The 22,538-nt window shown below is 69.7% G+C and carries 23 protein-coding genes; 17 read left to right on the top strand and 6 right to left on the bottom strand.

Annotation, left to right across the window (positions count from 1 at the left end; genetic code table 11):
* The first annotated feature begins 57 nt into the window (after positions 1-57).
* Both OG943_RS40235 and OG943_RS40230 read left to right on the top strand, forming a co-directional pair.
* Positions 58-510 carry a hypothetical protein gene (locus OG943_RS40235; protein ID WP_328606142.1) on the top strand — a complete coding sequence of 151 codons (453 nt, stop codon included), beginning with the start codon at positions 58-60 and terminating at the stop codon, positions 508-510.
* A 123-nt stretch (positions 511-633) separates the two neighbouring features.
* A complete protein-coding gene (locus OG943_RS40230; protein ID WP_328606141.1) occupies positions 634-1,008 on the top strand; it encodes a nuclear transport factor 2 family protein in 375 nt (124 codons plus the stop codon).
* Between the two features lie 15 nt (positions 1,009-1,023).
* Here OG943_RS40230 and OG943_RS40225 read toward each other — a convergent pair whose 3' ends face one another.
* Positions 1,024-1,713 (bottom strand): hypothetical protein, encoded by a 690-nt coding sequence (locus OG943_RS40225; RefSeq protein WP_328606140.1) that lies wholly within the window; start codon positions 1,711-1,713, stop codon positions 1,024-1,026.
* A gap of 213 nt (positions 1,714-1,926) precedes the next feature.
* On the opposite strand from OG943_RS40225, the gene OG943_RS40220 reads away from it, so the two are divergent.
* On the top strand, positions 1,927-3,078 hold the full coding sequence (locus tag OG943_RS40220; protein ID WP_328606139.1) for a sialidase family protein: 1,152 nt from the start codon (positions 1,927-1,929) through the stop codon (positions 3,076-3,078).
* 91 nt (positions 3,079-3,169) lie between these two features.
* Complete coding sequence (gene rfbA, locus OG943_RS40215) at positions 3,170-4,051, top strand: glucose-1-phosphate thymidylyltransferase RfbA (RefSeq protein ID WP_328606138.1); 882 nt, start codon at positions 3,170-3,172, stop codon at positions 4,049-4,051.
* Positions 4,052-4,130: 79 nt separating this feature from the next.
* On the opposite strand, the gene htpX is transcribed toward rfbA, so the two are convergent.
* Positions 4,131-4,994, bottom strand: coding sequence for a zinc metalloprotease HtpX (htpX, locus tag OG943_RS40210; RefSeq protein WP_328606137.1), 864 nt, complete (start codon positions 4,992-4,994; stop codon positions 4,131-4,133).
* 145 nt (positions 4,995-5,139) lie between these two features.
* On the opposite strand from htpX, the gene OG943_RS40205 reads away from it, so the two are divergent.
* From OG943_RS40205 to OG943_RS40145, 13 genes are all read left to right on the top strand, one after another.
* Entirely contained in the window at positions 5,140-6,120 is a 981-nt protein-coding gene (locus OG943_RS40205) for a YncE family protein (protein ID WP_328606136.1), read from the top strand.
* Between the two features lie 40 nt (positions 6,121-6,160).
* Entirely contained in the window at positions 6,161-7,036 is an 876-nt protein-coding gene (locus OG943_RS40200) for an LLM class F420-dependent oxidoreductase (RefSeq protein ID WP_328606135.1), read from the top strand.
* Positions 7,033-7,905, top strand: coding sequence for an LLM class F420-dependent oxidoreductase (locus OG943_RS40195; protein WP_328606134.1), 873 nt, complete (start codon positions 7,033-7,035; stop codon positions 7,903-7,905). Before OG943_RS40200 ends, OG943_RS40195 begins: the two co-directional genes overlap by 4 nt.
* Before the next feature lie 193 nt (positions 7,906-8,098).
* Positions 8,099-9,334 (top strand): class I SAM-dependent methyltransferase, encoded by a 1,236-nt coding sequence (locus OG943_RS40190; RefSeq protein ID WP_328606133.1) that lies wholly within the window; start codon positions 8,099-8,101, stop codon positions 9,332-9,334.
* Positions 9,331-10,122, top strand: a complete 792-nt coding sequence (locus OG943_RS40185; RefSeq protein ID WP_328606132.1) for a sugar phosphate nucleotidyltransferase — start codon at positions 9,331-9,333, stop codon at positions 10,120-10,122. Before OG943_RS40190 ends, OG943_RS40185 begins: the two co-directional genes overlap by 4 nt.
* Complete coding sequence (locus OG943_RS40180; protein WP_328606131.1) at positions 10,119-10,766, top strand: PIG-L deacetylase family protein; 648 nt, start codon at positions 10,119-10,121, stop codon at positions 10,764-10,766. Before OG943_RS40185 ends, OG943_RS40180 begins: the two co-directional genes overlap by 4 nt.
* A gap of 5 nt (positions 10,767-10,771) precedes the next feature.
* Positions 10,772-11,794, top strand: a complete 1,023-nt coding sequence (locus tag OG943_RS40175; protein WP_328606130.1) for an NAD-dependent epimerase/dehydratase family protein — start codon at positions 10,772-10,774, stop codon at positions 11,792-11,794.
* Positions 11,794-13,059, top strand: a complete 1,266-nt coding sequence (locus OG943_RS40170; protein ID WP_328606129.1) for a DUF4910 domain-containing protein — start codon at positions 11,794-11,796, stop codon at positions 13,057-13,059. Before OG943_RS40175 ends, OG943_RS40170 begins: the two co-directional genes overlap by 1 nt.
* Positions 13,060-13,100: 41 nt before the next feature.
* Entirely contained in the window at positions 13,101-14,399 is a 1,299-nt protein-coding gene (locus tag OG943_RS40165) for a hypothetical protein (protein WP_328612280.1), read from the top strand.
* Positions 14,396-15,349, top strand: coding sequence for a glycosyltransferase family 2 protein (locus OG943_RS40160; protein WP_328606128.1), 954 nt, complete (start codon positions 14,396-14,398; stop codon positions 15,347-15,349). The genes OG943_RS40165 and OG943_RS40160 overlap by 4 nt, the downstream gene beginning before the upstream one ends.
* Positions 15,346-16,530, top strand: a complete 1,185-nt coding sequence (locus tag OG943_RS40155) for a polysaccharide pyruvyl transferase family protein (RefSeq protein ID WP_328606127.1) — start codon at positions 15,346-15,348, stop codon at positions 16,528-16,530. The genes OG943_RS40160 and OG943_RS40155 overlap by 4 nt, the downstream gene beginning before the upstream one ends.
* Complete coding sequence (rfbC, locus tag OG943_RS40150; RefSeq protein WP_328606126.1) at positions 16,527-17,075, top strand: dTDP-4-dehydrorhamnose 3,5-epimerase; 549 nt, start codon at positions 16,527-16,529, stop codon at positions 17,073-17,075. Before OG943_RS40155 ends, rfbC begins: the two co-directional genes overlap by 4 nt.
* A 5-nt stretch (positions 17,076-17,080) precedes the next feature.
* The gene (locus OG943_RS40145) at positions 17,081-18,391 is read left to right on the top strand and encodes a glutamate-1-semialdehyde 2,1-aminomutase (RefSeq protein ID WP_328606125.1); all 1,311 of its coding nucleotides are present in this window, start codon (positions 17,081-17,083) and stop codon (positions 18,389-18,391) included.
* On the opposite strand, the gene OG943_RS40140 is transcribed toward OG943_RS40145, so the two are convergent.
* The 4 genes from OG943_RS40140 to OG943_RS40125 all read right to left on the bottom strand — a co-directional run bounded on the left by OG943_RS40140 (position 18,388) and on the right by OG943_RS40125 (position 22,499).
* Positions 18,388-20,034 (bottom strand): S53 family peptidase, encoded by a 1,647-nt coding sequence (locus OG943_RS40140; RefSeq protein WP_328606124.1) that lies wholly within the window; start codon positions 20,032-20,034, stop codon positions 18,388-18,390. The two genes, OG943_RS40145 and OG943_RS40140, sit on opposite strands and share 4 nt — an antisense overlap.
* A 144-nt stretch (positions 20,035-20,178) precedes the next feature.
* Positions 20,179-21,411: an IS110 family transposase gene (locus tag OG943_RS40135; protein ID WP_328606123.1), complete on the bottom strand. Its 1,233-nt coding sequence runs from the start codon at positions 21,409-21,411 to the stop codon at positions 20,179-20,181.
* 315 nt (positions 21,412-21,726) lie between these two features.
* Entirely contained in the window at positions 21,727-21,936 is a 210-nt protein-coding gene (locus OG943_RS40130) for a hypothetical protein (protein ID WP_328606122.1), read from the bottom strand.
* A 203-nt stretch (positions 21,937-22,139) separates the two neighbouring features.
* The gene (locus OG943_RS40125; protein WP_328606121.1) at positions 22,140-22,499 is read right to left on the bottom strand and encodes an SAM-dependent methyltransferase; all 360 of its coding nucleotides are present in this window, start codon (positions 22,497-22,499) and stop codon (positions 22,140-22,142) included.
* Positions 22,500-22,538: the final 39 nt, after the last annotated feature.

Genomic DNA, 22,538 nt, shown 5'->3' with positions numbered 1-22,538 from the left:
ACGGGACATGTCAGATCAGGAACGACGCAACTTCCGCAAAAGGGCGAGGTGAAACAGATGTCCAACAAGATCAATGAGATGGCACAGTACGCCGAATCGCACGATTTCGCCGACGAGATGGCGGCAGGGCAGTGGGAGACTGACGTCGTCGAAGATCCGATGATCTCCACCTCCATCCGGCTTCCGAAGTCAGTGATGGATCAGGTGCGGCGCGCCGCGGAGTTGGACAAAGTCAAGCCGACCGCTTGGATCCGACGCCTCGTCGAGAGCGCACTTACACAGCAACCGGCCGCCGATGCCGCTACCAGTAGCAGCCTCGAAGAGCGCGTGTCCGGCATCGAAGAGGTCCTGATTGCCTCGATCGAAAAACTTTCCATTGCCGGACCACTTCTTTCAGACGAAACGTTGCAAAATGTCGCGCCGCAACGGCTCCTTGAGCAATTGGTACAACGCACGAAGAACACGATGTCAGAGGGCGATATCCACACCGTGAAGCACGGAGACGGCTGAGCGAACGAGGTCGAGGGTGGCCGGTGGAAATCCGGTACCGGTGACGACGGGTTCGCTTCCAGCAGGTCCGCCGAGAGCGGAATCCCGTGACGCCACCGGGGGCCGGCTGCGAGGGTCGGGCATATGACAGAAGAAAGCCTCCGCGTGGCCGAGCGGCGTCTGCAAGCCGCGCAGCTTGCCTCCGATGTCGGGGTGCTGGGTGAGCTGATCGACGACTCCATGCGGTTCACCGGGCCCGACGGGAGCCTCTCCTCCAAGCAGGACGACCTGCGCGCGCACGCGAGCGGGCGGCAGGTGGTGAGCCGGGTCGAGGAAGAGGAGCTTCAGGTGTTCGCCACCGCGCACGTTGGCGTCACCTGGTTTCTCGGGACGCTCGAAGCGACCATCGACGGGCAGCCGTTGGCCGCGCGGATGCGGTACACCCGGACCTGGATTCCTGATGGGCACAACGGGTGGAAGGTCGTCGCGGCTCACGCCACGGTTGTCCGCGACGCGTGAAACCCAAGCCTGACCTCACGACGCCGTGAAAGTCCACTTCGCGTCGTAAGCCTCCACCGCCACCAGGGTCGGACCGGGAACGTCGAAGGTCACCGTCGTCGCGCCGATCTGGTTGACCGCCAAGTCCATCGTGCCGCCGCCCTGGACCCAGACCGCGGAGTGGCCGTCCGAGTCGGTCTTGAAGGTGCCGTGGGTGACGCCCGCGGGCACCTTCAGTACGGCATCGCCCTTGCCCTCGTACGGGGTGGCCGCCTCGGCGGTCGGGAGGGCGCGGTGGTCGGTGATCGTGGCCGTCCACGAGGAGTTCGCGCTCACGGTGAAGGTGCGCGACGGCTTGCCGCGGTCGGAGACGTTGAACCACACCGTGCCGTGGTACTTGCCGATGGCGTTGATCAGCAGGCCCTCGTCACCGTCGGTGTTGACGACGACGTTGGACGAGCAGTGCGGGCAGTCGAACGTCAGATAGCCGGCCACCTCCGCGGGCCAGGTCAGCGTGATGCTGCCGTTGCCCTTGCCCTGGTGCGTCTCCGTCGGCGCCTCCACCGGGCGCGGCGGCGGGGCCGACGACGACGGCGCGGACACCGGCGCGTGGGCCTGGTCCATGATCACGCCCCAGCCGGACGGCTGGACGGAGCAGCCCACCAGCGCGGCCGCCGCCAGGGCGCCCGTCAGCCCGAGCGCGACGCGCCCGACGAAACCAGTCATCACTCAATTCCCCTCGTGGGCCGAGGCACCGGCCCTCAAGCGATCTTTCGTCACCCTTTGACCGCGCGTTACCGAATCGCTCACCCGGTGGCGCCGCTCAAACCCCTCGGAAGAGTGGAATCCCGGCGCCGACCTGCGGAGGCGTGGCGGCGAGACCCGATTCGCCGCCGTGTGCGTGGTGTAATCGCGCCGCCGTTGTGAGAAAGGTTCAGGATGCGCCGTGCCACCCCCTTGATCGCGTTCCTCACCTCGCTGGTGGTGGTCGCCGCGAGCCTCACGCCCGCGTCCGCCGTGGTCGACAAACAGCCACTGGTGGACGGCTTCGGCTCGTACCCGCGGCTGGTGCGGCTGCAGTACTCGGCGTTCGGCCGCGGCCACATCCTCGCGGCGCTGACCAGCGAGGACGGCGGCGGCAAGTTCACGCCGATCATGGAGAGCACCGACGAGGGCGCGAGCTTCCACAAGATCGGCGAGGTCCGCGACCCCGACGGCAAGCTCGGCGAATGCTGCGGAACGCTCTACGAGCTGCCCCAGCGCGTCGGCGCGCTCCGGCCCGGGACGCTGCTCTGGGGCGCCAGCTACCGCCAGGACGCGGGCGCGCAGCGGCGCATCGGCATCAAGGTCTGGGCGAGCCGCGACGGCGGCCACACCTGGACGTTCCTCTCCGAGGCCGCCCGCTCACACAACCACGACGGCATCTGGGAACCGGAGTTCAACGTCGACGCGGGCGGCACGCTCTGGGTGAACTACGCCGACGAAACGCAGGCGCCGAAGTACGCGCAGGTGATCAACCGCGTCGCGACCACCGACGGCGTCCACTGGGGCACCAAGCAGGTCACCCTGGCCATCCCGCCGGACCGGGTGCGCCCCGGCATGCCGATCGTCCGGCGGCTGCCCGACGGCCGCTACTGGTTCAGCTACGAGATCTGCAACTACGGCGACCGCTACTGCGACCCGTACTACAAGATCTCCTCGGACGGCGCGAACTGGGGCGATCCGGCCGATCCGGGCACCCGCGTGACCACCGCGAACGGCGACTACTTCCAGCACGCCCAGACGGTCACGCTCTTCCCCGGCGGCCCCCACGGCGTGCGGCTGGTGATGGTCGGCCAGATCTACACCGACGCGGGCGGCACGCCGGTGGCCGCGAAGAACGGCCAGGTCCTGCTGGTGAACGACAACCTCGGCGCGGGCAACTGGTACGAGGCGCCCGCCCCCATCCTCATCACCGGCATCTACAACAACTTCTGCCCCAACTACTCGTCCACGCTGCTGCCGGTGGACGACGGGAAGGGCGTGCTGGAAGTCGCCACGCAGTACGACTCCGGCTGCAAGGCGTACTTCGGCAAGGGCCCGATGCCCTGAACCCGCTGTTCGCGCCCCCTGTGCCCAGGCTCGAGCGGGTCACGGCACACTCACTCGGTACGGTGAAATACGGACGAGGCGAGGAGCGGGAATGAAGGGCATCGTGCTGGCCGGGGGCAGCGGGACGCGCCTGCACCCGATCACCCAGGCCGTGTCGAAGCAGCTGCTCCCGGTCTACGACAAGCCGATGATCTACTACCCGATCTCGGTGCTGATGCTGGCCGGGATCCGGGAGATCCTGATCATCTCGACGCCGTCCGACCTGCCGAACTTCCGCCGGCTGCTCGGTGACGGCAGCCAGTACGGGCTGTCGTTCTCGTTCGCCGAGCAGCCCAGCCCCAACGGGCTGGCGGAGGCGTTCGTGATCGGCGCGGACTTCGTCGGCGACGAGTCCGTGGCGCTGGTCCTCGGCGACAACATCTTCTACGGCCAGGGCTTCTCCACCACGCTGGGGAGCGCGGCCACCGACCTCGACGGCTGCGTGCTGTTCGGCTACCAGGTGAAGGACCCCGAGCGCTACGGCGTCGGCGAGGTCGACGAGAACGGGCGCCTGCTGTCCATTGAGGAGAAGCCCGAGAAGCCGCGCTCCAACAACGCGATCACCGGGCTGTACTTCTACGACAACGAGGTCGTCGACATCTCGCGCAACCTCAAGCCGTCGAAGCGCGGCGAGCTCGAGATCACCGACGTCAACCTCACTTACCTGCGCCAGAATCGCGCGAACCTGATCGAGCTGAGCCGTGGCTTCGCCTGGCTCGACACGGGCACGCACGACTCCCTGCTGGAGGCCGGGCAGTTCGTGCAGGTGCTGGAGCACCGGACGGGCGTGCGGATCGCCTGCCTGGAGGAGATCGCGCTCCGGATGGGGTTCATCAGCCCGGACGAGTGTTACGCGCTGGGCACGAAGCTGGCCAAGTCCGGTTACGGCGAGTACGTGATGTCCGTGGCGCGGTCCGCGGGCGCCCTCGGCTGACTGATGCGCCCTGAAGGCCACCATGAGGGTCGGATCTGCCCTCATGGTGGCCTTCAGGGACTCGGCGGCAGTGCCGGACTCACGAGCGGCCCCGCGCCATCTCCTCCAGCCGGCGGATCCGGTCTTCGATCGGCGGGTGGGTGGAGAACAGCTTCGACAGGCCTTCGCCCGGGCGGAACGGGTTCGCGATCATCAGGTGGGACTGGGAGACGACCGCGGGCTCCGGCATCAGCGGGGCCGCGCGCGTGCCGCGCTCCAGCTTGCGCAGCGCGGACGCCAGGCCGAGCGGGTCGCCGGTCAGCTGGGCGCCCGACGCGTCCGCCTGGTACTCGCGGGAGCGGCTGACGGCCATCTTGACCACCGCCGCCGCGATGGGGCCCACCAGGATCAGCAGGAGCGAGACCAAGGGGTTGCCCTCGCGGCTGTTGCCGCCGCCGAAGCCGCCGAAGAACATCGCCACGTTCGCCAGCACGGTGATCACGCCGGCCAGCGCGCCGGCGACGCAGGAGATCAGGATGTCGCGGTTGTAGACGTGTGACAGCTCGTGGCCCAGCACCGCGCGCAGCTCGCGCTCGTCCAGCAGGTCGAGGATGCCCGTGGTGCAGCAGACGGCCGCGTGCTGGGGGCTGCGGCCGGTGGCGAACGCGTTCGGCGCGACCGTCGGGCTGATGTACAACGCCGGCATCGGCTGGCGCGCGTGCGTCGCCAGCTCGCGCACGATCCGGTACATCGCGGGCTGCTCGACCTCCGAAACGGGCCGCGCGTGCATCGCGCGCAGAGCCATCTTGTCGGAGTTGAAGTAGGCGAAGCCGTTCACGCCGAGCGCCAGCAGCAGGCCGATGACCAGCGCGCCGCGGCCGAAGAACCCGCTGATCACGATGATGATCGCCGACAGCAGGCCGAGCAGCAGTGCCGTCTTCAACCCGTTCTGGTGCTTGTGCACGCGCGTCTCGCCTCCGTCCGCTATCAATGGTGGTTTCCCACCGGAAACAACGCCATCGGGGGACTCGAAGTTCCTTCACATGATCGTCGCCCGGGTTAGGGTCGAGCCGCTATCCCAACCGATCATCCTCCGGCGGAGGTGGGCGATGCGGGGTCCGGAATCGACCGGGCGGCTGACCCGGCGTGGACTGTTCGCGCTGGTCACGGCGGGTGCGGCCACGGCCGTGCTGGCCAGGCCCGCGTGGGCGGAGCAGGTGCGGGTGGTCGACGTCGGGGGCGCGCCCTCGGCCGTGGCGGTGAACCCGGTCACGGGGCTGGTGTACGTCACGGACGCGACGTCCGGCTCGGTCGCCGTGCTCGACCCGGGCAGTGCGCGGCTGATCGCCGCCATCCCGGTGGGCGGCGCGCCCAGCGACGTCGCCGTGGACCCGGCCACGAACCGCGTGTACGTCGCCAACCCGCCGGGCGGCACCGTCCTCGCGATCGACGCGCAGAGCCACGCGACCGTGAGCGTCGTCGGCGCGGGCGCCGGGGCGTCCAGCCTGGCGGTGGACTCGCGGGCCAACAAGGTCTACGCGGTCAGCGGCGCCACCGGCACGCTCGCGATCCTCGACGGGGTCAGCCTCACCACGCAGACGATCGTGCCCGCGCCGAAGCCGGGCCTGGGCGGCATCGCGCTCGACACCGGGCGGCGGATCGCCTACTGCACCAGCCCCGGCACGAACTCGGTCGAGGTGTTCGACCTCGACTCCGGGAAGTTCACCGGCAGCACCGCCGTCGGCCAGTCCCCCACCGGCGTCGCCGTGCACGAGGCGAGCGGCACGGTGTTCGTGGCCAACTCGGCGATCCACAACATGTCCATTGTGGACGGAATGACGCGGGTGCAGAGCAAGACCGTCCTGCTGGGCAGCGAGGCCTCGTCGGTCACCGTGTACCAGGGCACGGAAACCGTGTACACCAACGGCGGGCAGAACGGGTTGTCGCGCGTAGACGGCAAAGCCGGCGTGCTGAACGGTGAACTGAACCTCGGCGTGAACCCCGGAGACGTCGCGGTGGACCAGCGCTCGCGCGCCGTCTACGTGACGGATCCCTTACACGGCACCGTTTCCATCGTGCGCGATTTCTGATTCGGTCAGATGGTGTAACTCCAGGTATACGGTTGATGACATGAAACTTGGACTGCAGATTCCTGACTTCACCTGGGCGGGCGGCGCCCCGAAGCTGGGTGCCGACCTCGCCGCCGTGGCCCGCGCGGCCGATCAGGCCGGGTTCGAGTACCTCGCCGTGATGGACCACTTCTTCCAGATCCGCAATGTCGGGCCGACCGAAAACGACATGCTCGAGGCCTACACGACGCTGGGCTTCCTGGCCGCGCACACCGAGCGCGCCAAGCTGCTCACCGTGATCACCGGTGTGCTCTACCGCCACCCGGGTCTGCTCGCGAAGGCCGTCACGACGCTCGACGTGCTCTCCGGCGGCCGCGCGATCCTCGGCATCGGCGCCGGCTGGAACGAGGAGGAGTCGAAGGGCCTCGGCTTCCCGTTCCCGCCCACCGCGGAGCGCTTCGAACTGCTGGAGGAGAACCTCCAGTACATCCTGCAGATGTGGGGCGACGGCGACGCGCCGTTCACGAGCAAGCACTTCGAAGCAGAGCGGCTGCTGAACGTGCCGCAGGCGCTCCAGTCGCCGCGTCCGCCGATCATGGTCGGCGGCGGCGGGGAGAAGAAGACGCTCCGCTTCGTCGCGAAGTACGGCGACGCGTGCAACCTCTTCAACTCGCCCGAGCTGGAGCACAAGCTCGACGTGCTCAAGCAGCACTGCGAGAACGAGGGCCGCGACTACAACGAGATCACCAAGACCGTCTACCACGTGCTGGACGTCGGCCCGAAGGGCGAGAAGGCCGGTGAGCTGGTCGGCGAGCTGGAGCGGCTGCACGGCCTCGGCGTCGACGCCGCGATCGGCGCCGCGCCGGGCGTGCCGGACCTGGGCGTGATCGAGAAGTTCGCCACGGACGTGATCCCGGCCGCGGAGAAGATCGGATGAAATTGGGGCTGCACCTCTCGCAGCTGACCTGGCCGAACGGCCCGGCCGCGCTCGGCCCCGACCTGGCGGCGGTGGCGAAGGCCGCCGACCAGGCCGGGTTCGAGTACCTGTCGGTGATGGACCACTTCTTCCAGATCGAGCGCTACGGCCCGCCCGAGCACGAGATGCTGGAGGCCTACACCACGCTGGGCTACCTGGCCGGGCACACCGAGCGGATCAAGCTGCTCACGCTGGTCACCGGCGTTATCTACCGCCATCCCGGCCTGCTCGCGAAGGCCGTCACCACGCTGGACGTGCTCTCCGGCGGCCGCGCGATCCTCGGCATCGGCGCCGGCTGGAACGAGGAAGAGGCTCGAGGCCTCGGCTTCCGGTTCCCGCCCATGAAGGAGCGCTTCGAGCAGCTCGAAGACGCCCTCCGGTACATCCGCCAGATGTGGTCGGACGAGGATGCCCCGTTCACCGGCACCCACGTCTCCGCCGAACGGCTGCTGAACGTCCCGCAGACCCTCCAGTCGCCCCACCCGCCGATCATGATCGGCGGCAGCGGGGAGAAGAAGACCCTCCGCTACGTCGCCCAGTACGGCGACGCCTGCAACCTCTTCCCCGGCCCGGAGCTGGAACACAAGCTGGCGGTGCTCAAACAGCACTGCGAAGACGTGGGCCGCGACTACGACGACATCACCAAAACCGTCGCCCTGTGGCTGGACGTCGGCGAAAACGGCGAAAAAAGCAACCAGCTCCTGGACGAACTGGGAAAACTGAGCACACAGGGTGTCCAGGCCACCATGGGCTGGGCCCCCGGCGTCCCCAGCCTCGAGCTCCTGGAGAAGTTCGCGACCGACATCATTCCGGCCGCCGCGAAGCTCTGACTGTTTTGCCGGAGAGTCCGTTAAGGCCTCCTTACCCGCGTCGCACGCGGGTAAGGAGGCCTTAACGGACTTCGGCGCTGGAAGCATGTCTCATTCAGAACACGGTGCCCGCGCCCTCGGCCGCTCCCTGTAACGACCCTCCGCTGGTCCTCGACGTGTCTAGCACGCACGCCGCGAGCCGAGGAGCCCGTTGATGACCACATGCCGACTCTGCGGATCGACAGCTCTGGCGAGCGTCGTCGACCTCGGGGCGACCCCGCCCTGTGAGCGGTTCCTGACCGCCGGGCAGCTGGCCGAGCCGGAGCCGACCTACCCGCTCCACCTGCAGGTCTGCACCGAATGCTGGCTGGCGCAGATCCCGCCGCTGATCACGCCCGAGGACACGTTCACCGACTACGCGTACTTCTCTTCGTACTCGACCTCCTGGGTCGAGCACGCACGGACGTACGTGGCCGAGTCGGTCGAGCGCCTCGGACTCGGCCCGGATTCGCTGGTGGTCGAGGTGGCCAGCAATGACGGTTACCTGCTGCAACACGTTGTGGCGCAGGGGATCCGCTGTCTCGGCATCGAACCTTCGGTGAACGTCGGGCAAGCGGCGCGTGACAAGGGCGTGCCGACGAAAACGGCGTTCCTCAACCCGGAGACGGCGCGCGAAGTCCGTGAGGAACACGGCTCCGCGAACCTGGTGGCGGCAAACAACGTCTACGCGCACATCCCCGACATCATCGGCTTCACCCATGGCCTGCGGGCGCTGGTGGCCGACGACGGCTGGGTCAGCATCGAGGTGCAGCACCTGCTCACGCTGATCCAGGACAACCAGTACGACACGATCTACCACGAGCACTTCCAGTACTACACCGTGGAGTCCGCGCGCCGGGCGCTCGCCGTCGGCGGACTGTCCGTTGTGGACGTCGAACTGCTGCCGACGCACGGCGGCTCGATCCGGCTGTGGGCCCGGCCCGCCGAGGTCGCCGGCGAGCCGAGCGCGCGGATGGTCGACGTGCTGGCGCGCGAGAAGGCGGCGGGCCTGCACGAGCTGTCCGGCTACACCGAGTTCGCCGAGCGGGTCACGCGCGTGCGCCTCGACCTGCTGGAGTTCCTGGTCAAGGCGGCCAAGGACGGCAAGACCGTGGTCGGCTACGGCGCGCCCGGCAAGGGCAACACGCTGCTGAACCACTGCGGCATCCGGCCCGACCTGCTCGCCTACACCGTCGACCGCAACCCGTACAAGCACGGCCGGTTCACTCCCGGCACCCGCGTGCCGGTACTGGAGACCGACCGCATCGCCGCCGACCGGCCCGACTACGTGCTCGTGCTCCCCTGGAACCTGCGGGCCGAGCTGACCGAGCAATTGTCCTATGTAGACGAATGGGGCGGGCGGCTCGTGTTCCCGATCCCCCGTCTGGAGATCGTCGAGGTGAAGCAGTGAAGGTTGTCCTCTTCTGCGGCGGCTACGGGATGCGGATGCGTAACGGAGACGCCTCCGACGTGCCGAAGCCGATGGCCATGGTGGGCCCGCGTCCGCTGATCTGGCACGTGATGCGCTACTACGCGCACTTCGGCCACACCGAGTTCGTCCTGTGCCTGGGCTACGGCGCCCACCACATCAAGGAGTTCTTCCTCAACTACCGCGAGACGACGTCCAACGACTTCGTGCTCCGCGGCGGCCGGACCGAGCTGCTCTCCACCGACATCGCCGACTGGACGATCTCCTTCGTGCAGACCGGCATCGAGTCGCCGATCGGCGAGCGCCTGCGCCGCGTGCGCGACCACCTCGACGGTGACGAGATGTTCCTCGCCAACTACGCCGACGTGCTCACCGACGCGCCGCTGGACCAGATGGTCGAGCGGTTCGAGCAGACCGACGCCGGCGCGTCGATGATGGTGGTGCCGCCGCAGTCCTCGTTCCACTGCGTCGAAATGGACGAGGGCGGCCGGATCGGCGCCATCACGCCGGTCAGCGACATGCCGCTGTGGGAGAACGGCGGGTACTTCGTGCTGCGGCAGGAGGTGTTCGACCACATCCCGGAGAACGGCGACCTGGTCGCCGACGGCTGTGGTGAGCTCGCGAAGCGCGGCCGGCTGCTGGCGTACCCGTACCGCGGGTTCTGGAAGCCGACCGACACCGTGAAGGAGCGCTACGCGCTGGACGACGCGTACACCCACGGCGACCGGCCGTGGGCGCTCTGGGAACAGGGACAGCGAGTGCACGCGTGATCCGGCTGGCGGCGGAGCGGCTGGACAGCATCGTCGCGCTCGGCGCGCACTGCGACGACATCGCGATCGGCGCCGGCGGGACCCTGCTGACGGTCTGCGCGCTGCGGCCCGGCATCCGGGTCGACGCGCTGGTGCTCTCCGGCGGCGGCACCGAGCGGGAGGCCGAGGAGCGGGCCGCGCTCGCCGCGTTCTGCCCGGGCGCCGACCTCGAGGTCACCGTGCTGAAGCTGCCCGACGGCCGTCTCCCGGCGCACTGGGACGAGGCCAAGAACGCGCTCGAAGAGCTGCGCGGGCGCACCGACCCCGGCGTGGTCCTCGCGCCCCGGACCGCCGACGCGCACCAGGACCACCGCGGCCTCGCCACGCTGGTCCCGACCGTCTGGCGCGGGTTCCTGACGCTGGGCTACGAGATCGTCAAGTGGGACGGCGACCTCGGCCGGCTGCCGGCGTACGTGCCGCTCACCACCAAGCTGGCCGAACGGAAAGTGGAGCTGCTGCAGGAGCACTACGCCTCCCAGCGGGGCCGTCCCTGGTACGACCGCGAGGCCTTCCTCGGCCTCGCGCGGATCCGCGGCATCGAGTGCCAGGAGCGCTACGCGGAAGCGTTCGAACTGAACAAACTCGTTCTCGACTTGAGGGGCTGACGGACATGCGGGTGTTGCTGACCGGCCACACGGGCTACCTGGGCACGGTGATGGCGCCGGTGCTGGCCGAGGCCGGCCACGAGGTGACCGGCCTGGACTCGGGCCTGTTCGCGGACTGCCTGCTGGGACCGGCGCCCGCCGACCCGGCCGGCATCACCGTCGACCTGCGCGACGTGCGGCCCGAGCACCTGACCGGGTTCGACGCCGTGATCCACCTGGCGGCGCTGTCGAACGACCCGCTGGGCTCGCTCGCGCCGGAGCTCACCTACGACATCAACCACCACGCGTCGGTCCGGCTCGCGCAGCTGGCGAAGGACGCCGGTGTCGGGCGCTATCTGTACGCGTCCACCTGCTCGGTGTACGGCGCTTCGGGCGGCGGTGGCCTTGTGGACGAGGACGCCCCGCTTCGCCCGGTGACGCCGTACGCGGAGTCGAAGGTGCGCGTGGAGGACGACGTCTCCAAGCTCGCCAACGACAGCTTTACGCCGGTGTACATGCGCAACGCCACCGCGTTCGGCTTCTCGCCGCGGCTGCGCGCCGACATCGTGCTCAACAACCTCACCGCCCACGCCTTCCTCTCCGGCGAGGTGCTGGTGCTCTCCGACGGCACGCCGTGGCGTCCGCTGGTGCACGCGAAGGACATCGCGCACGCCTTCACCGCCGCGCTGTCCGCGCCGCGCGAAGTCGTGCACAACCGCGCGTTCAACATCGGCACCGAGCGCAACAACGTGACGGTCGCGGAGATCGCGCAGGAGGTCGTCGAGGCCGTGCCGGGGTCGAAGCTGCGGATCACCGGCGAGGCCGGGGCGGACCCGCGCTCGTACCGCGTGGACTTCGCACGCTTCCGCGAGGCGATCCCGGGCTTCGACTGCGAGTGGTCGGTCAAGGACGGCGCGCTCCAGCTGATCGACGCCTACCGCGACTACGGCCTGACCAAGGCGCAGTTCGAGCGCCGGTTCACCCGGCTGAACTGGCTGAACGACCGCCAGTCCGCGGGCGTCGTCGACGAAACGCTGCGGCACGCCTGATGCTGACGGGGGCCGAGATGCACGCTCTGGTGGAGCGGATGTACCCGCTCTGCCGGAGCATCACGGGCGACGGTGTGCGCGAGACGCTCGCCGTCGTCGGTGAGCACATCCCGCTCCGGCGGCACGAGGTGCCGACCGGTACCTCGGTGCTGGACTGGACCGTGCCGCAGGAGTGGAACATCCGCGACGCCTACGTGGCGGACGCGGCCGGCCGCCGCGTGATCGACTTCCGCGAGTCGAACCTGCACGTGGTCGGCTACAGCGTGCCGGTCGACGAGACGATGAGCCTCGCCGAGCTGCGCGGCCACCTGCACACGCTGCCCGAAACCCCGTCGTGGGTGCCGTACCGGACCAGCTACTACTCGCCGGCCTGGGGGTTCTGCCTCGCCCAGGACGTGCTCGACGCGCTGCCGGACGGCGACTACCGCGTGAAGATCGACTCGACGCTGGCCGACGGCTCGCTGACGTATGGCGAGCACACAGTGACAGGCCTGATCGACGACGAGGTCATCGTCTCCTGCCACGTCTGCCACCCGTCGCTGGCGAACGACAACCTCGCGGGCATCGCGGTGGCCGTCTCGCTCGCGCAGGCGCTGGCGGCCGAGAAACCGTTCCACACCTACCGGTTCCTGTTCATGCCGGGCACGATCGGCGCGATCACGTGGCTGGCCCGCAATTCCGAGCGCGTCGACCGCGTGAAGCACGGCGTGGTGCTGGCCTGCGCCGGCGACCGCGGCTCGCTCACTTACAAGCGCAGCCGCCGCAGCGACGCGGACATCGACCGCGTGATGGCCCACGTGCTCAAGGACAAGCCGCACGAGATCCGCGACTTCTCCCCGTACGGCTACGACGAGCGGCAGTTCTGCTCACCGGGCTTCAACCTCGGCGTCGGGTCCCTGACGCGGACGCCGTACGCGGGTTACCCGGAGTACCACACGTCCGCGGACAACCCGGCCTTCGTCTCGCCGGCGTCAATGGAGGACACGCTCGACACGCTGCGCACCGCGTTCTCCGTGCTCGACCGCAACCGCCGCTTCGTCAACCTCAGCCCGTACGGCGAGCCGCAGCTGGGCAAGCGCGGGCTGTACGACTCGCTCGGCGGGCGCAGCGACGCCAAGGACGCCCAGCTCGCGATGCTCTGGGTGCTCAGCTACTCCGACGGCGCCAACAGCCTGCTCGACATCGCCGAGCGCGCCGGCCTGCCGTTCGACGCGGTGGACGGCGCCGCGCGGGCCCTGCAGGCCGCCGGCCTGCTCAAGGAGTGAGGGCGGTGCCCTCGATCCTGCGGTCGCGGGCCGTCCGCGCGATGGCCGGACGGCTCAGCTGGGGCCTGGGCGACCAGGCCGTCTCCAGCCTGACCAACTTCGTCGTCGGCCTGTACGTCGCGCGCTCGCTGGGGGCGACGGCCTTCGGCGTGTTCAGCATCGCCTGGGTGACCTACGGCGTGATCCTCAACGTCTCGCGCGGCCTGGCGACGGACCCGCTGATGGTGCGTTTCTCCGGCGTCGCAAGGCGGCGGTGGCGCGAAGCGCTCGGCCGGGCCGCGGGCACGGCACTGACGGTCGGGCTGCTCGCGGGCGCGTTGAGTGTCCTTTTCGGACTCCTGGTGGGCGGGCCCGTCGGCGGGGCGTTTGTCGCGCTCGGCGTGGTGATGCCCGCGCTGCTGCTGCAGGACGCGTGGCGGTTCGGCTTCTTCGCCGCGGGCGCCGGGCAGAAGGCGTTCCTGAACGACGCGATCTGGGGCGTCGCGCTGTTCCCGGCGATGGTGCTGGCCGCACGGCACGGCACCGTGGTCGGGTTCCTGCTCGCCTGGGGCGCGTCCGCGGGCGTCGCGGCGCTGTACGGCTGGGTGCAGACGAGTGTGCTGCCGAACCTGGGCGCGGTGCGCCACTGGGTGCGGGACCACCGCGAGCTGGGCGTGCGCTACCTGGTCGAGAACGTGAGCAACAGCGGGGCGTCACAGCTGCGCGCGTACGGACTGGGCGCGATCGCCGGGCTCGCCGCGGTCGGCACGGTGCGCGGCGCGGAACAGCTGCTCGGGCCGTTCCTCGCGCTGTTGATGGGGCTTTCGCTGGTCACCGTGGCCGAAGGCGCGCGGGTGCTGCAACGGTCGCCGCACCGGCTTCGGCACTTCTGCCTGATCCTGGGCGGCGCGCAGGCGGCCGCCGCGCTGACCTGGGGCCTCGCCCTGCTGCTGCTCGTGCCCGACAGCGCCGGCCGGTTCGTGCTCGGCTCGCTGTGGGACACGTCGTCGAAGCTGATCCTGCCGGTCACGCTCGCCGTGGTCGGCGCCAGCTTCACCACGGGCGCGGCGGCCGGGCTGCGCGCGCTCGGCGTCGCGCGAAGGAGCCTTCGCTCGCAGCTGATCGCCTCGGCCATGTACGTCACCTTCGGGCTCACCGGCGCCGCGATGGGCGGCGCGCTCGGCTCCGCGTGGGGCGTCGCGGCGGCCACGCTGGCCGGCTCGGGAGTGTGGTGGGTGCAGCTGCACTTCGCCTTGCGTGACTACTTCGCGGCGCCAGTCACCCCGGCGCCACGCGACGCCTCGCCTGTCGAGTCATCCGTCGAATCATCCGTCGGTCATGAGGAAATGAGAACGCGATGAGGACCGTCCCCCGGCTGAGCATCGGCCTGCCCGTTTACAACGGCGAGGAGTTCCTGGCCGAGGCGCTCGACGCGCTGCTCGGGCAGACGTACGAGGACTTCGAGCTGATCATCTCCGACAACGCCTCCGCCGACGGCACCGAGGAGATCTGCCGTCAGTACGCGGAAAAGGACTCGCGCATCCGCTACCGGCGCCAGGCCCGCAACGTCGGGGCGACGCCGAACCACAACGTCCTGCTGGACATGGCGCGCGGCGAGCTGTTCAAGTGGGCCTCGCACGACGACCTGTACGGCCGCGACCTGCTGCGCCGCTGCGTCGAAGCGCTCGACGAACGGCCCGAAGTGATCCTCGCGCACTCGTGGCAGGCGATCATCGACGGCCAGGGCGCGGTCACCGTGCCGCTGGACTACGTGCACAAGACGGACGCGGCACGTCCTTCGGTCCGGTTCAAGAGCCTGCTGTTCGAGCCCGGCGGCGACGACTTCTACGGCGTCGTGCGCACCGACGTGCTGCGCCGCGTCACGCCGATGGGCAGCTACCACCACGCCGACCGCACGTACGTCGCCGAGCTGGCGCTGCACGGCCCGTTCCACCAGGTCCCGGAGCTGCTGTACTTCCGTCGCGACCACCCGGACCGCGCCGAGCGCGCGAACCCCAGCAAACGCGCGCGATGCGCGAACCTGGACCCCAAGCGCGGCAACCCGATCACGAACCCGACCGCGCGGCTGCTGGCCGAGTACGTCTGGGGCTACGTGCACGGCATCCGCGTCACGCCGCTGTCCTCGCGCGAGCGGCGGGCCTGTTACCTCGCGCTGGCCGAGTGGTTCACCAGCCGGGCCAAGCCGGGCAGCGCCGGTGAGCGCGTGGAGGACCGCGCGCCGGTGGCCGCGGACGAGCTTTCCCTGACCGTCGACCAGGTTGTGGCCGGCCGCGAAGGGCGGGTTTCGTGAGCGCACGCGTCGGCGTGTTCGGGTTGCTCGGCTCGGGCAACCTCGGCAACGACGGCTCCCTGGAGGCGGTGCTCGGCTATCTGCGCGCCGAGCACCCGGACGCCACCGTGTCCGCCTTCTGCGGCGGGCCCGACGTGGTTTCGGCCCGCTACGGCATCCCGGCGACGCGGCTGAACTGGTACACCGACGAGTACCAAACGGCCTCGGGCCCGCGGTCCATCGCCATGAAGGCGTTCGGGAAGCTGGTCGACGTCGTGCGCACGGCCGCGTGGGTGCGGCGCCAGGACGTGGTCTTCGTGCCCGGCATGGGCGTGCTCGAGGCGACGCTTCCGTTGCGGCCGTGGGGTTTCCCGTACGCGCTGTTCCTGCTGAGCGCGGCCGGGCGGCTGTTCGGCACGAAGGTGGCGCTGGTGAGCGTCGGCGCCGACCGGATCACGGTGCCGGCCACACGGTTCCTGGTCCGGCAGACGGCGCGGCTGGCGGCGTACCGCTCGTACCGCGACGAGCTTTCGCGGACGGCGATGCGCTCGATGGGCGTGCCGGTGGATGGCGACGCCGTGTACCCCGACCTCGCGTTCTCGCTGCCGGTGCCCACCGTGGCCGAGGACCCGCGCGCGGTCGGCGTCGGCGTGATGGCGTACTACGGCGGCAACGACGACCGGGCCGACGGCGAGCGGATCTATCGGTCCTATGTGGACGCTATGACGCGCTTCGTGCGGCACCTGGTCGACCAGGACCGGCCGGTGCGGCTGTTCATCGGCGACCAGATCGACACCGCGGTGGTCGACGAGATCCGGGCGGCCGTGCCGTCGCCGCTGGTCACCGCCACCCCACTGGAGACGCTGGACGAGCTGATGCGGTCGATGGCCGGCGTCGGCACGGTTGTCGCGACGCGGTACCACAACGTGTTGTGCGCGCTGAAGCTCGGGAAGCCGACGCTCGCGATCGGGTACGCGAAGAAGAACGACGTGCTGATGGCCGAGATGGGCCTGGACGGCTTCTGCCAGGAGGCCCGCGCGATCGACGTCGACCGGCTGGTCACGCAGTTCGCGGAGCTGGACCGGCGCGCGCCGGAGCTGCGGCAGACGCTGGCCGAGCACAACGAGGAGAACGAGCAACGGCTGAAGCACCAGTTCGCCGCGCTGTCCGCTTCGCTGTTCCCTGTTTCGGAGGTCCGATGAAAGCCATTCCCGTGCCGACCATCGCGGGCGCGTACCTGTTCCAGCCGACGCCGCACCGCGACGACCGCGGCTTCTTTTCGCGCACTTTCGACGCGGACGTGGCCCGGTCGGTGGGAATCGAACCGGAAACGTTTGTGCAGGACAGCGTTTCCCGCTCGTACCGCGGGGTGCTGCGCGGCATGCACCTGCGCTCGGGCGATGGTGAGGCGAAGCTCGTGCGCTGCTCGTTCGGCGAGGTCTTCGATGTGGTCGTGGACCTGCGGCCGGAATCGCCGACGTTCCGCAACCGCGAGATCTTCCGGCTTTCCGGCGATACTCAGGAGAGCGTTTACATCCCGGCGGGCTGCGCGCACGGTTTCCAGGCGCTGTCCGATATCGCTGATGTCTCATATCGGATCGACCGGGTGCACAATCCGGACGAAGACGTCGCAATCGCCTATAATGATCCTGAACTCGCGATCCCGTGGCCGCTGCCGGCCGCGCTGGTTTCCGAGCGGGATTCAGCCGCGGGCTCCTTGGCCGAGGCACTCAAACCGTTGGGGTGAAGACGATGGAACTGCCCGCCTCCCACGCGGCGAACGAGCGGCTGCACCGGGTGATTCCCGGCGGCGCGCACACCTACGCGAAGGGCTCGGACCAGTACCCGGAGAACCTCGCGCCGGTCATCTCGCACGGGCTGGGCGCGCGCGTCTGGGACGTCGACGGGAACTCCTACGTCGAGTACGGGTCGGGGCTGCGCTCGGTGAGCCTCGGCCACGCGCACCCGCGGGTGACCGAGGCGGTGCAGCGGGAAATTGGGCGGGGCAGCAACTTCTCGCGTCCGTCCATTCTGGAAGCCGAAGCGGCGGAACGGTTCCTGGCGACCGTGCCGACCGCGGACATGGTGAAGTTCACCAAGAACGGCTCCGACGCGACCACCGCCGCCGTGCGCCTCGCCCGCGCCGCCACCGGGCGGCCGCTGGTGGCCCTGTGCGCCGACCACGCGTTCTTCTCCACCGACGACTGGTTCATCGGCACCACGGTGATGGCGGCCGGCATCCCGGGTGAGATCACGGACCTGACTGTGAGCTTCCCGTACGGCGACCTCGCGGCCACCGAGGCGATGCTGCAGGAGCACGAGGGCCAGGTCGCCTGCCTGATCCTGGAGGCGGCGACGCAGGCCGACCCGCCCGAGGGCTACCTGGCGGGCCTGCGCGACCTGGCCCACCGGCACGGCGCGGTGCTGGTGTTCGACGAGATGATCACCGGCTTCCGGTTTTCCGAACACGGCGCGCAGGGGCTGTACGGCGTCACGCCGGATCTGTCGACGTTCGGCAAGGCGCTGGGCAACGGCTTCGCGGTGTCCGCGCTGGCGGGCAAGCGCGAGCTGATGGAGCTGGGCGGCTTGAATTCCGGCCAGGACCGGGTTTTCCTGCTCTCCACCACACACGGCGCGGAGACGCACTCGCTGGCCGCCGCGATGGCTGTGATGGACGTTTACGAGACCGAAGAGATCACGAAGCGATTGCACGCCATCGGCTCCCGCCTGGCCGTCGGTGTCCGCGAGATCGCGGCCGGCCATGGCTTGGCGGACCACGTGGTTGTGCGCGGCCGCAACAGCAATCTGGTCTTCGGCACTCTTGACGCCGACGGTCGCCCTTCGCAGGACTACCGGACGCTGTTCCTGCGCCAGCTCGTGACGGGCGGCGTGCTGGGTCCGTCGTTTGTCGTCAGCGCCGCACTGACGGACGCGGACCTGCAGCAGACCTTGGACGCCGTGGCGGCGGCCTGTGTGGTTTACCGCAAGGCACTCGACGCTGGGGATCCGTCGCCGTGGCTGGGCGGGCGGGCGGTGAAGCCGGTGTTTCGGCGGAGGGCTTAGAACCGGAACGAGTCGATCAGCCCGCGGGTCGGTGAGCCGAGGCCGGTGACCAGGTTGTAGCCGGGGCCGAAAGTCAGGTCGGAATCGGCGTACTGCCCCGGGGTGGTCAGCTGGACCCAGGTGCCCCCGCCGACCACGGCCTGCTCCACCGTGGCGAAGGACTTCGTGTCCGGTGTGCTCGCCGGGTTGTCCAGGATGGGGCGGAAGTCCCCGGCCCGGTAGCGCGCGTACAGAGCCGGGTTGGCGAACCCGATCGGGCCGTGGTGCGCCTGCACGATCAGCGCTTCGACGCCGGCGAACAGCGGGGAGGAGAGGCTGGTGCCGCCGCCGTTTTCCGTGGTGTAGGCCAGGTTTCCCTTGATGTCGACCGCGGTGTGGCCGTACAGCAGGCCGAGGCTCGGGTCGGCGAGCGCGGCGACGTCCGGCACGGTGCGGGCCGGTGTGCTGCCGGCCATGACCGGCGGCACGATGCCACGCTGGTAGCCGGGTTGTGTGAACCCGCTGCTGTTCCCGCCGCCCGAGGCCCCGCTCGGGTCGCCGGGCGGGGCCGGGGTCCACTGGGTGCCGTCGTCGGACAGCGTCGCGGCGTCGGTGGCCCAGCCGGTCTCCCACGCGTACTGGTTGCCCGGACCGGTGGCCAGCGTCGTGCCGCCGACCGCCGTCACCCACGGGCTCGCGGCGGGATAGGCGACGTGCAGGGCACCGTCGTAGGACTCGCTGCCGGAATCACCGGACGCGAAGTTCACCGTGATGCCCTCGACCGCCGCCTGCTGGAACGCCTGCTCGTACGGCGCGATCGACCCGGCGGTCAGGCCGGGCAGGCCCTTGCCGAGGAGGACCGAACCGGACACGACGTCGGCCAGGTGCTCATCCACGATCCGGGTCATCGCGTCCAGCACGGGGTGCCCGTCGTGATTGCCGGGGGCGACCACGTACGCGATGTCCGCCGCCGGGGCCATCGCGTGCGCGGCCTCGATGTCCATAGTGAACTCACCGCCGGAAGGGCTGGTCCCCGCGTTGTCCGGGACATACGCGGTGAACTGGCCCGGCGCGAACTGCGGTTCACCGTGCTCCGCGGAGAACCGGTCCGCGTCCGCCATCGCCTTCGTCTCGTAGCTGACGCCGATGATGCCGACGGTCACCCCCTTGCCGTTCAGGCCGGTTCCGGTGACGCCGTACGCGTCCCGCACCGCCTGTGGGGTGTAGCCGCAGGGCGCCCACTGCACCGGACGGCCATAGGCGGCGGGCAGATCGGTGGCCGGGGTCTGGCCGAGGTAGGCGGGGCAGGGGTTGGCCGGCGGGGTGGCTGTGGTGCCGGGTTTGGCTGGAACAGCTTTGGTCGCAACAGCTTTGGGCGCGCTGGCTTTGGTGGCGCCTGCCGTCGCGACATCCTTGGCGGTGCCGGGCTTCCCGGCCTTCGCCGGGAGGTTGTCCAGGCCGTTCACCGTGAGGATGTCCGGTGCCACCGCGGCCGGGGCCGTGACCGTGGTGGTCTGGGCGTGGTAGGTCGCCGTGCCGATGCGGTAGTTCTCCAGCTGGGTGCCGAACGTCGTGGCCATCTGGGCCGCGGTGCCGTGCGCGGTGGCCGTGCGCGGGTTGACGTCGGTGACGGACAGCCCGTTCACGCGCAACCAGCCGGTCACCGCGGCGGTCTGGGCCGAAGCGGGCCCGTTCCTGGGCCGGGGTGAGGTAACGGCCGTGATCCGGGCCGGCTGGATCGGACACCGACCGGGCATACGCGGCCAGTGCCGTCGCGTCACCGGAAAGACATCTCAGGTTGTTGGAAGTCAAGCTGCGGCAGTGAGTGGAGGTGGAAAGGCTTGATGTTCGTCGTAGCGGCAGTCTGTCTGCAGGCAGTGGTGAAGCTGGCCGAGGAATTTGTTGAACAGGTGGCGTTGGGCTTGGTGGTTCCAGTCGCCGGCGGCGCGGCGGGCGTCGAAGTGGCGACGCGCGCCGGGGCTGGCTTTGAGCGAGCTCAGCGCCCAGATCGGGCCGACCGCGGCCAAGCGCCGGTTTTTGATGTGCCGGTGCGAGACCACGGTTTTTCGGCCGCTGGCACGAGTGATCGGCGCCGAGCCGGCGTAGGCCTTCAGCCCACGCGGGTCGGTGAAGCGGGCGCGGTCGTCTCCGATTTCGGCGAGCACCCGGGCGCCGGCCAGCAGCCCCAGGCCGGGGAAGCTGGTGATGATCCTGGCATCCGGGTGCTGCTCAAAATGTGTCCGGGTCGCCTCCGCGAGGCTGTCAGCGGCAGCGCAGGCGGCCTCGAATTGGCTCAGCAGAGCCGAGAACTGGATGCCCATCGCGTTCTCCACCATCGGTGGCTGCCGCAACCGCTCCGACCGGAAGATCCCATAGAGCCGATCAACGTCATGGTCGACGTTGCGGCGGCGCCCGGCCTTCGCCAGCAGGGTCCGCAGACGTGCTCGGGTCAGCTTCGCTGCGAGCGCGGGTGTAGGTGCCGCGGCGAGGACGGTGCGGGCGTCGCGTCGGGCCAGGCCGCCCTCGGGCAGCCCGGCGAACGCGTCGAGCGCGGCCGGGTAGAACTCCTTGAGCAGCGAGCGAAGCTGGTTGCCCAGCTGCTGGCGGCCCCAGACCGCGTCCTGCTGGGCCCGCGCCAGCACCCGCACCGCCTGGGCGAGGTCGGTGTCGACCGGCAACGGGCGGTGCGCGGCCGCGTCGGTGCGCACGATGTTGGCCAGCAGCACCGCGTCCGCGGCGTCGGACTTCGCCCCGGAAACCTGGTACCGGGCCCGGTAACGCGATGCCGAGAGCGGGTTGATCGCATAGATCGTGCGGCCGGTGACGCGCAGCGCGGAGACGAGCAGACCGTGATCGGTCTCAATGCCCACAGGGACCGGCGCCTCGGCGGTGTCACCGGCCCCGACCAGCAGGTCCAGCAGCCGGGCGAACCCGGCCGCGTCGTCACCGATCCGGGCCTTCGCCACGACGGTTCCGGTGTCGTCGATGATCGCGACATCATGGTGGGACTCAGCCCAGTCGATGCCGCAGAACAGTGTCAAACCGTCACGCCTCCTTCAATATTCACGCAGGTCACGGGTCCAGGCAGGGTCACGCAGCGCCCTAATCGCGGGACTCGGCGGTCCGTCATCTCAGTAGCCGTTCGTGACTCCAGCACACCGCAGGCACCTCGTTCTGTCGAAGAGCTCACAGCCCGGGAACACATCGAGAGGTCACCTCCTGCGGCGGACTCGAGCAACGACATCCCACCACCACGATCACCGGTTCACCGGCAGACGCGCCGTTCTTTCCTAAGTCGTCGAACGACCGGAACCCCCAGGCGTCGCCTACCGGTGAACCAGCACCAACCGACCCGGTCACGAGCCGGAAGAACTACCCCCACTACCGATTAGGAACACCTCGACGTCAACCGCCTCGGCCGGGTCCGTCGGCCCGGCGTCGACCGCGTTGCCCGGCCGGTAGTCCATGGTCGGGACGACGGTTCTGGGCGGCTCGCCCGCCTGCGCCGTCACGGCGGACAGCAACACCATGGTGACCGCCAAACAGCCTGCCGGCACGTACCTCATGTCTTGGGAGCCTAGGAAGAATGTTTCAGGATCCTGTCAGCGCGGAACACAGGATTCACGCGGGATCGCGGACCAGCACCAGGTAGCCGAGCCCGAACACACCCCGGTAGACGGACACGTACTCCCGCTCGCGTTGATCGGCGGTACCCGGCCGGCCCTCGAAGCCCGCGCCACGACAACCGGTCGGCTGCCTACGGCGACGGCTACTCGTCGCCGAAGATCTCCCGCGCGGCTTCGGTGTGCAAGGCGCCGATGCAGATGGCCCGATCGGCCGTGCCGCGCCACTCGGCGGCGGCCTGCTCCACGAACTCGACCGCAGCGCCCCGTTCGGTCGCCGCCTTTCGGCCGCGGTCGAGCGCGACCTCGTCGACGTCGATGCCGATCCCCCGCGCCGCCGTGCCGTCGACCGCGCGGATCAGCAGCTCACCCCAGCCGCAGCCGAGGTCCACAACGGTCCCGCCCTGGACGTCGAGGCGCTGGAGAAGCAACTCCGCGTGTGCCTCGTCCAGCGGGGTGTTCCAGCGCATTTTCGCCCGCCGCACGAGCGCGTAGTCGTCGATCACGCGGGGCAGCATGGCAAGCCCGCCCGGGCCGCGTCGCGC

The organism is Amycolatopsis sp. NBC_00345 (genome assembly GCF_036116635.1).
GTDB lineage: Bacteria > Actinomycetota > Actinomycetes > Mycobacteriales > Pseudonocardiaceae > Amycolatopsis.
The sequence above is the reverse complement of the archived record's forward strand: the minus strand, read 5'-3'. Positions and strand labels throughout refer to the sequence as shown.

Coding starts and splice junctions, on each gene's coding strand:
- OG943_RS40235 (WP_328606142.1), top strand. CDS start 58: ATGTCCAACAAGATCAATGAGATGGCACAGTACGCCGAATCGCACGAT.
- OG943_RS40230 (WP_328606141.1), top strand. CDS start 634: ATGACAGAAGAAAGCCTCCGCGTGGCCGAGCGGCGTCTGCAAGCCGCG.
- OG943_RS40225 (WP_328606140.1), bottom strand. CDS start 1,713: ATGACTGGTTTCGTCGGGCGCGTCGCGCTCGGGCTGACGGGCGCCCTG.
- OG943_RS40220 (WP_328606139.1), top strand. CDS start 1,927: ATGCGCCGTGCCACCCCCTTGATCGCGTTCCTCACCTCGCTGGTGGTG.
- rfbA (WP_328606138.1), top strand. CDS start 3,170: ATGAAGGGCATCGTGCTGGCCGGGGGCAGCGGGACGCGCCTGCACCCG.
- OG943_RS40205 (WP_328606136.1), top strand. CDS start 5,140: ATGCGGGGTCCGGAATCGACCGGGCGGCTGACCCGGCGTGGACTGTTC.
- OG943_RS40200 (WP_328606135.1), top strand. CDS start 6,161: ATGAAACTTGGACTGCAGATTCCTGACTTCACCTGGGCGGGCGGCGCC.
- OG943_RS40195 (WP_328606134.1), top strand. CDS start 7,033: ATGAAATTGGGGCTGCACCTCTCGCAGCTGACCTGGCCGAACGGCCCG.
- OG943_RS40190 (WP_328606133.1), top strand. CDS start 8,099: ATGACCACATGCCGACTCTGCGGATCGACAGCTCTGGCGAGCGTCGTC.
- OG943_RS40175 (WP_328606130.1), top strand. CDS start 10,772: ATGCGGGTGTTGCTGACCGGCCACACGGGCTACCTGGGCACGGTGATG.
- OG943_RS40170 (WP_328606129.1), top strand. CDS start 11,794: ATGCTGACGGGGGCCGAGATGCACGCTCTGGTGGAGCGGATGTACCCG.
- OG943_RS40165 (WP_328612280.1), top strand. CDS start 13,101: ATGGCCGGACGGCTCAGCTGGGGCCTGGGCGACCAGGCCGTCTCCAGC.
- OG943_RS40160 (WP_328606128.1), top strand. CDS start 14,396: ATGAGGACCGTCCCCCGGCTGAGCATCGGCCTGCCCGTTTACAACGGC.
- rfbC (WP_328606126.1), top strand. CDS start 16,527: ATGAAAGCCATTCCCGTGCCGACCATCGCGGGCGCGTACCTGTTCCAG.
- OG943_RS40145 (WP_328606125.1), top strand. CDS start 17,081: ATGGAACTGCCCGCCTCCCACGCGGCGAACGAGCGGCTGCACCGGGTG.
- OG943_RS40130 (WP_328606122.1), bottom strand. CDS start 21,936: ATGAGGTACGTGCCGGCAGGCTGTTTGGCGGTCACCATGGTGTTGCTG.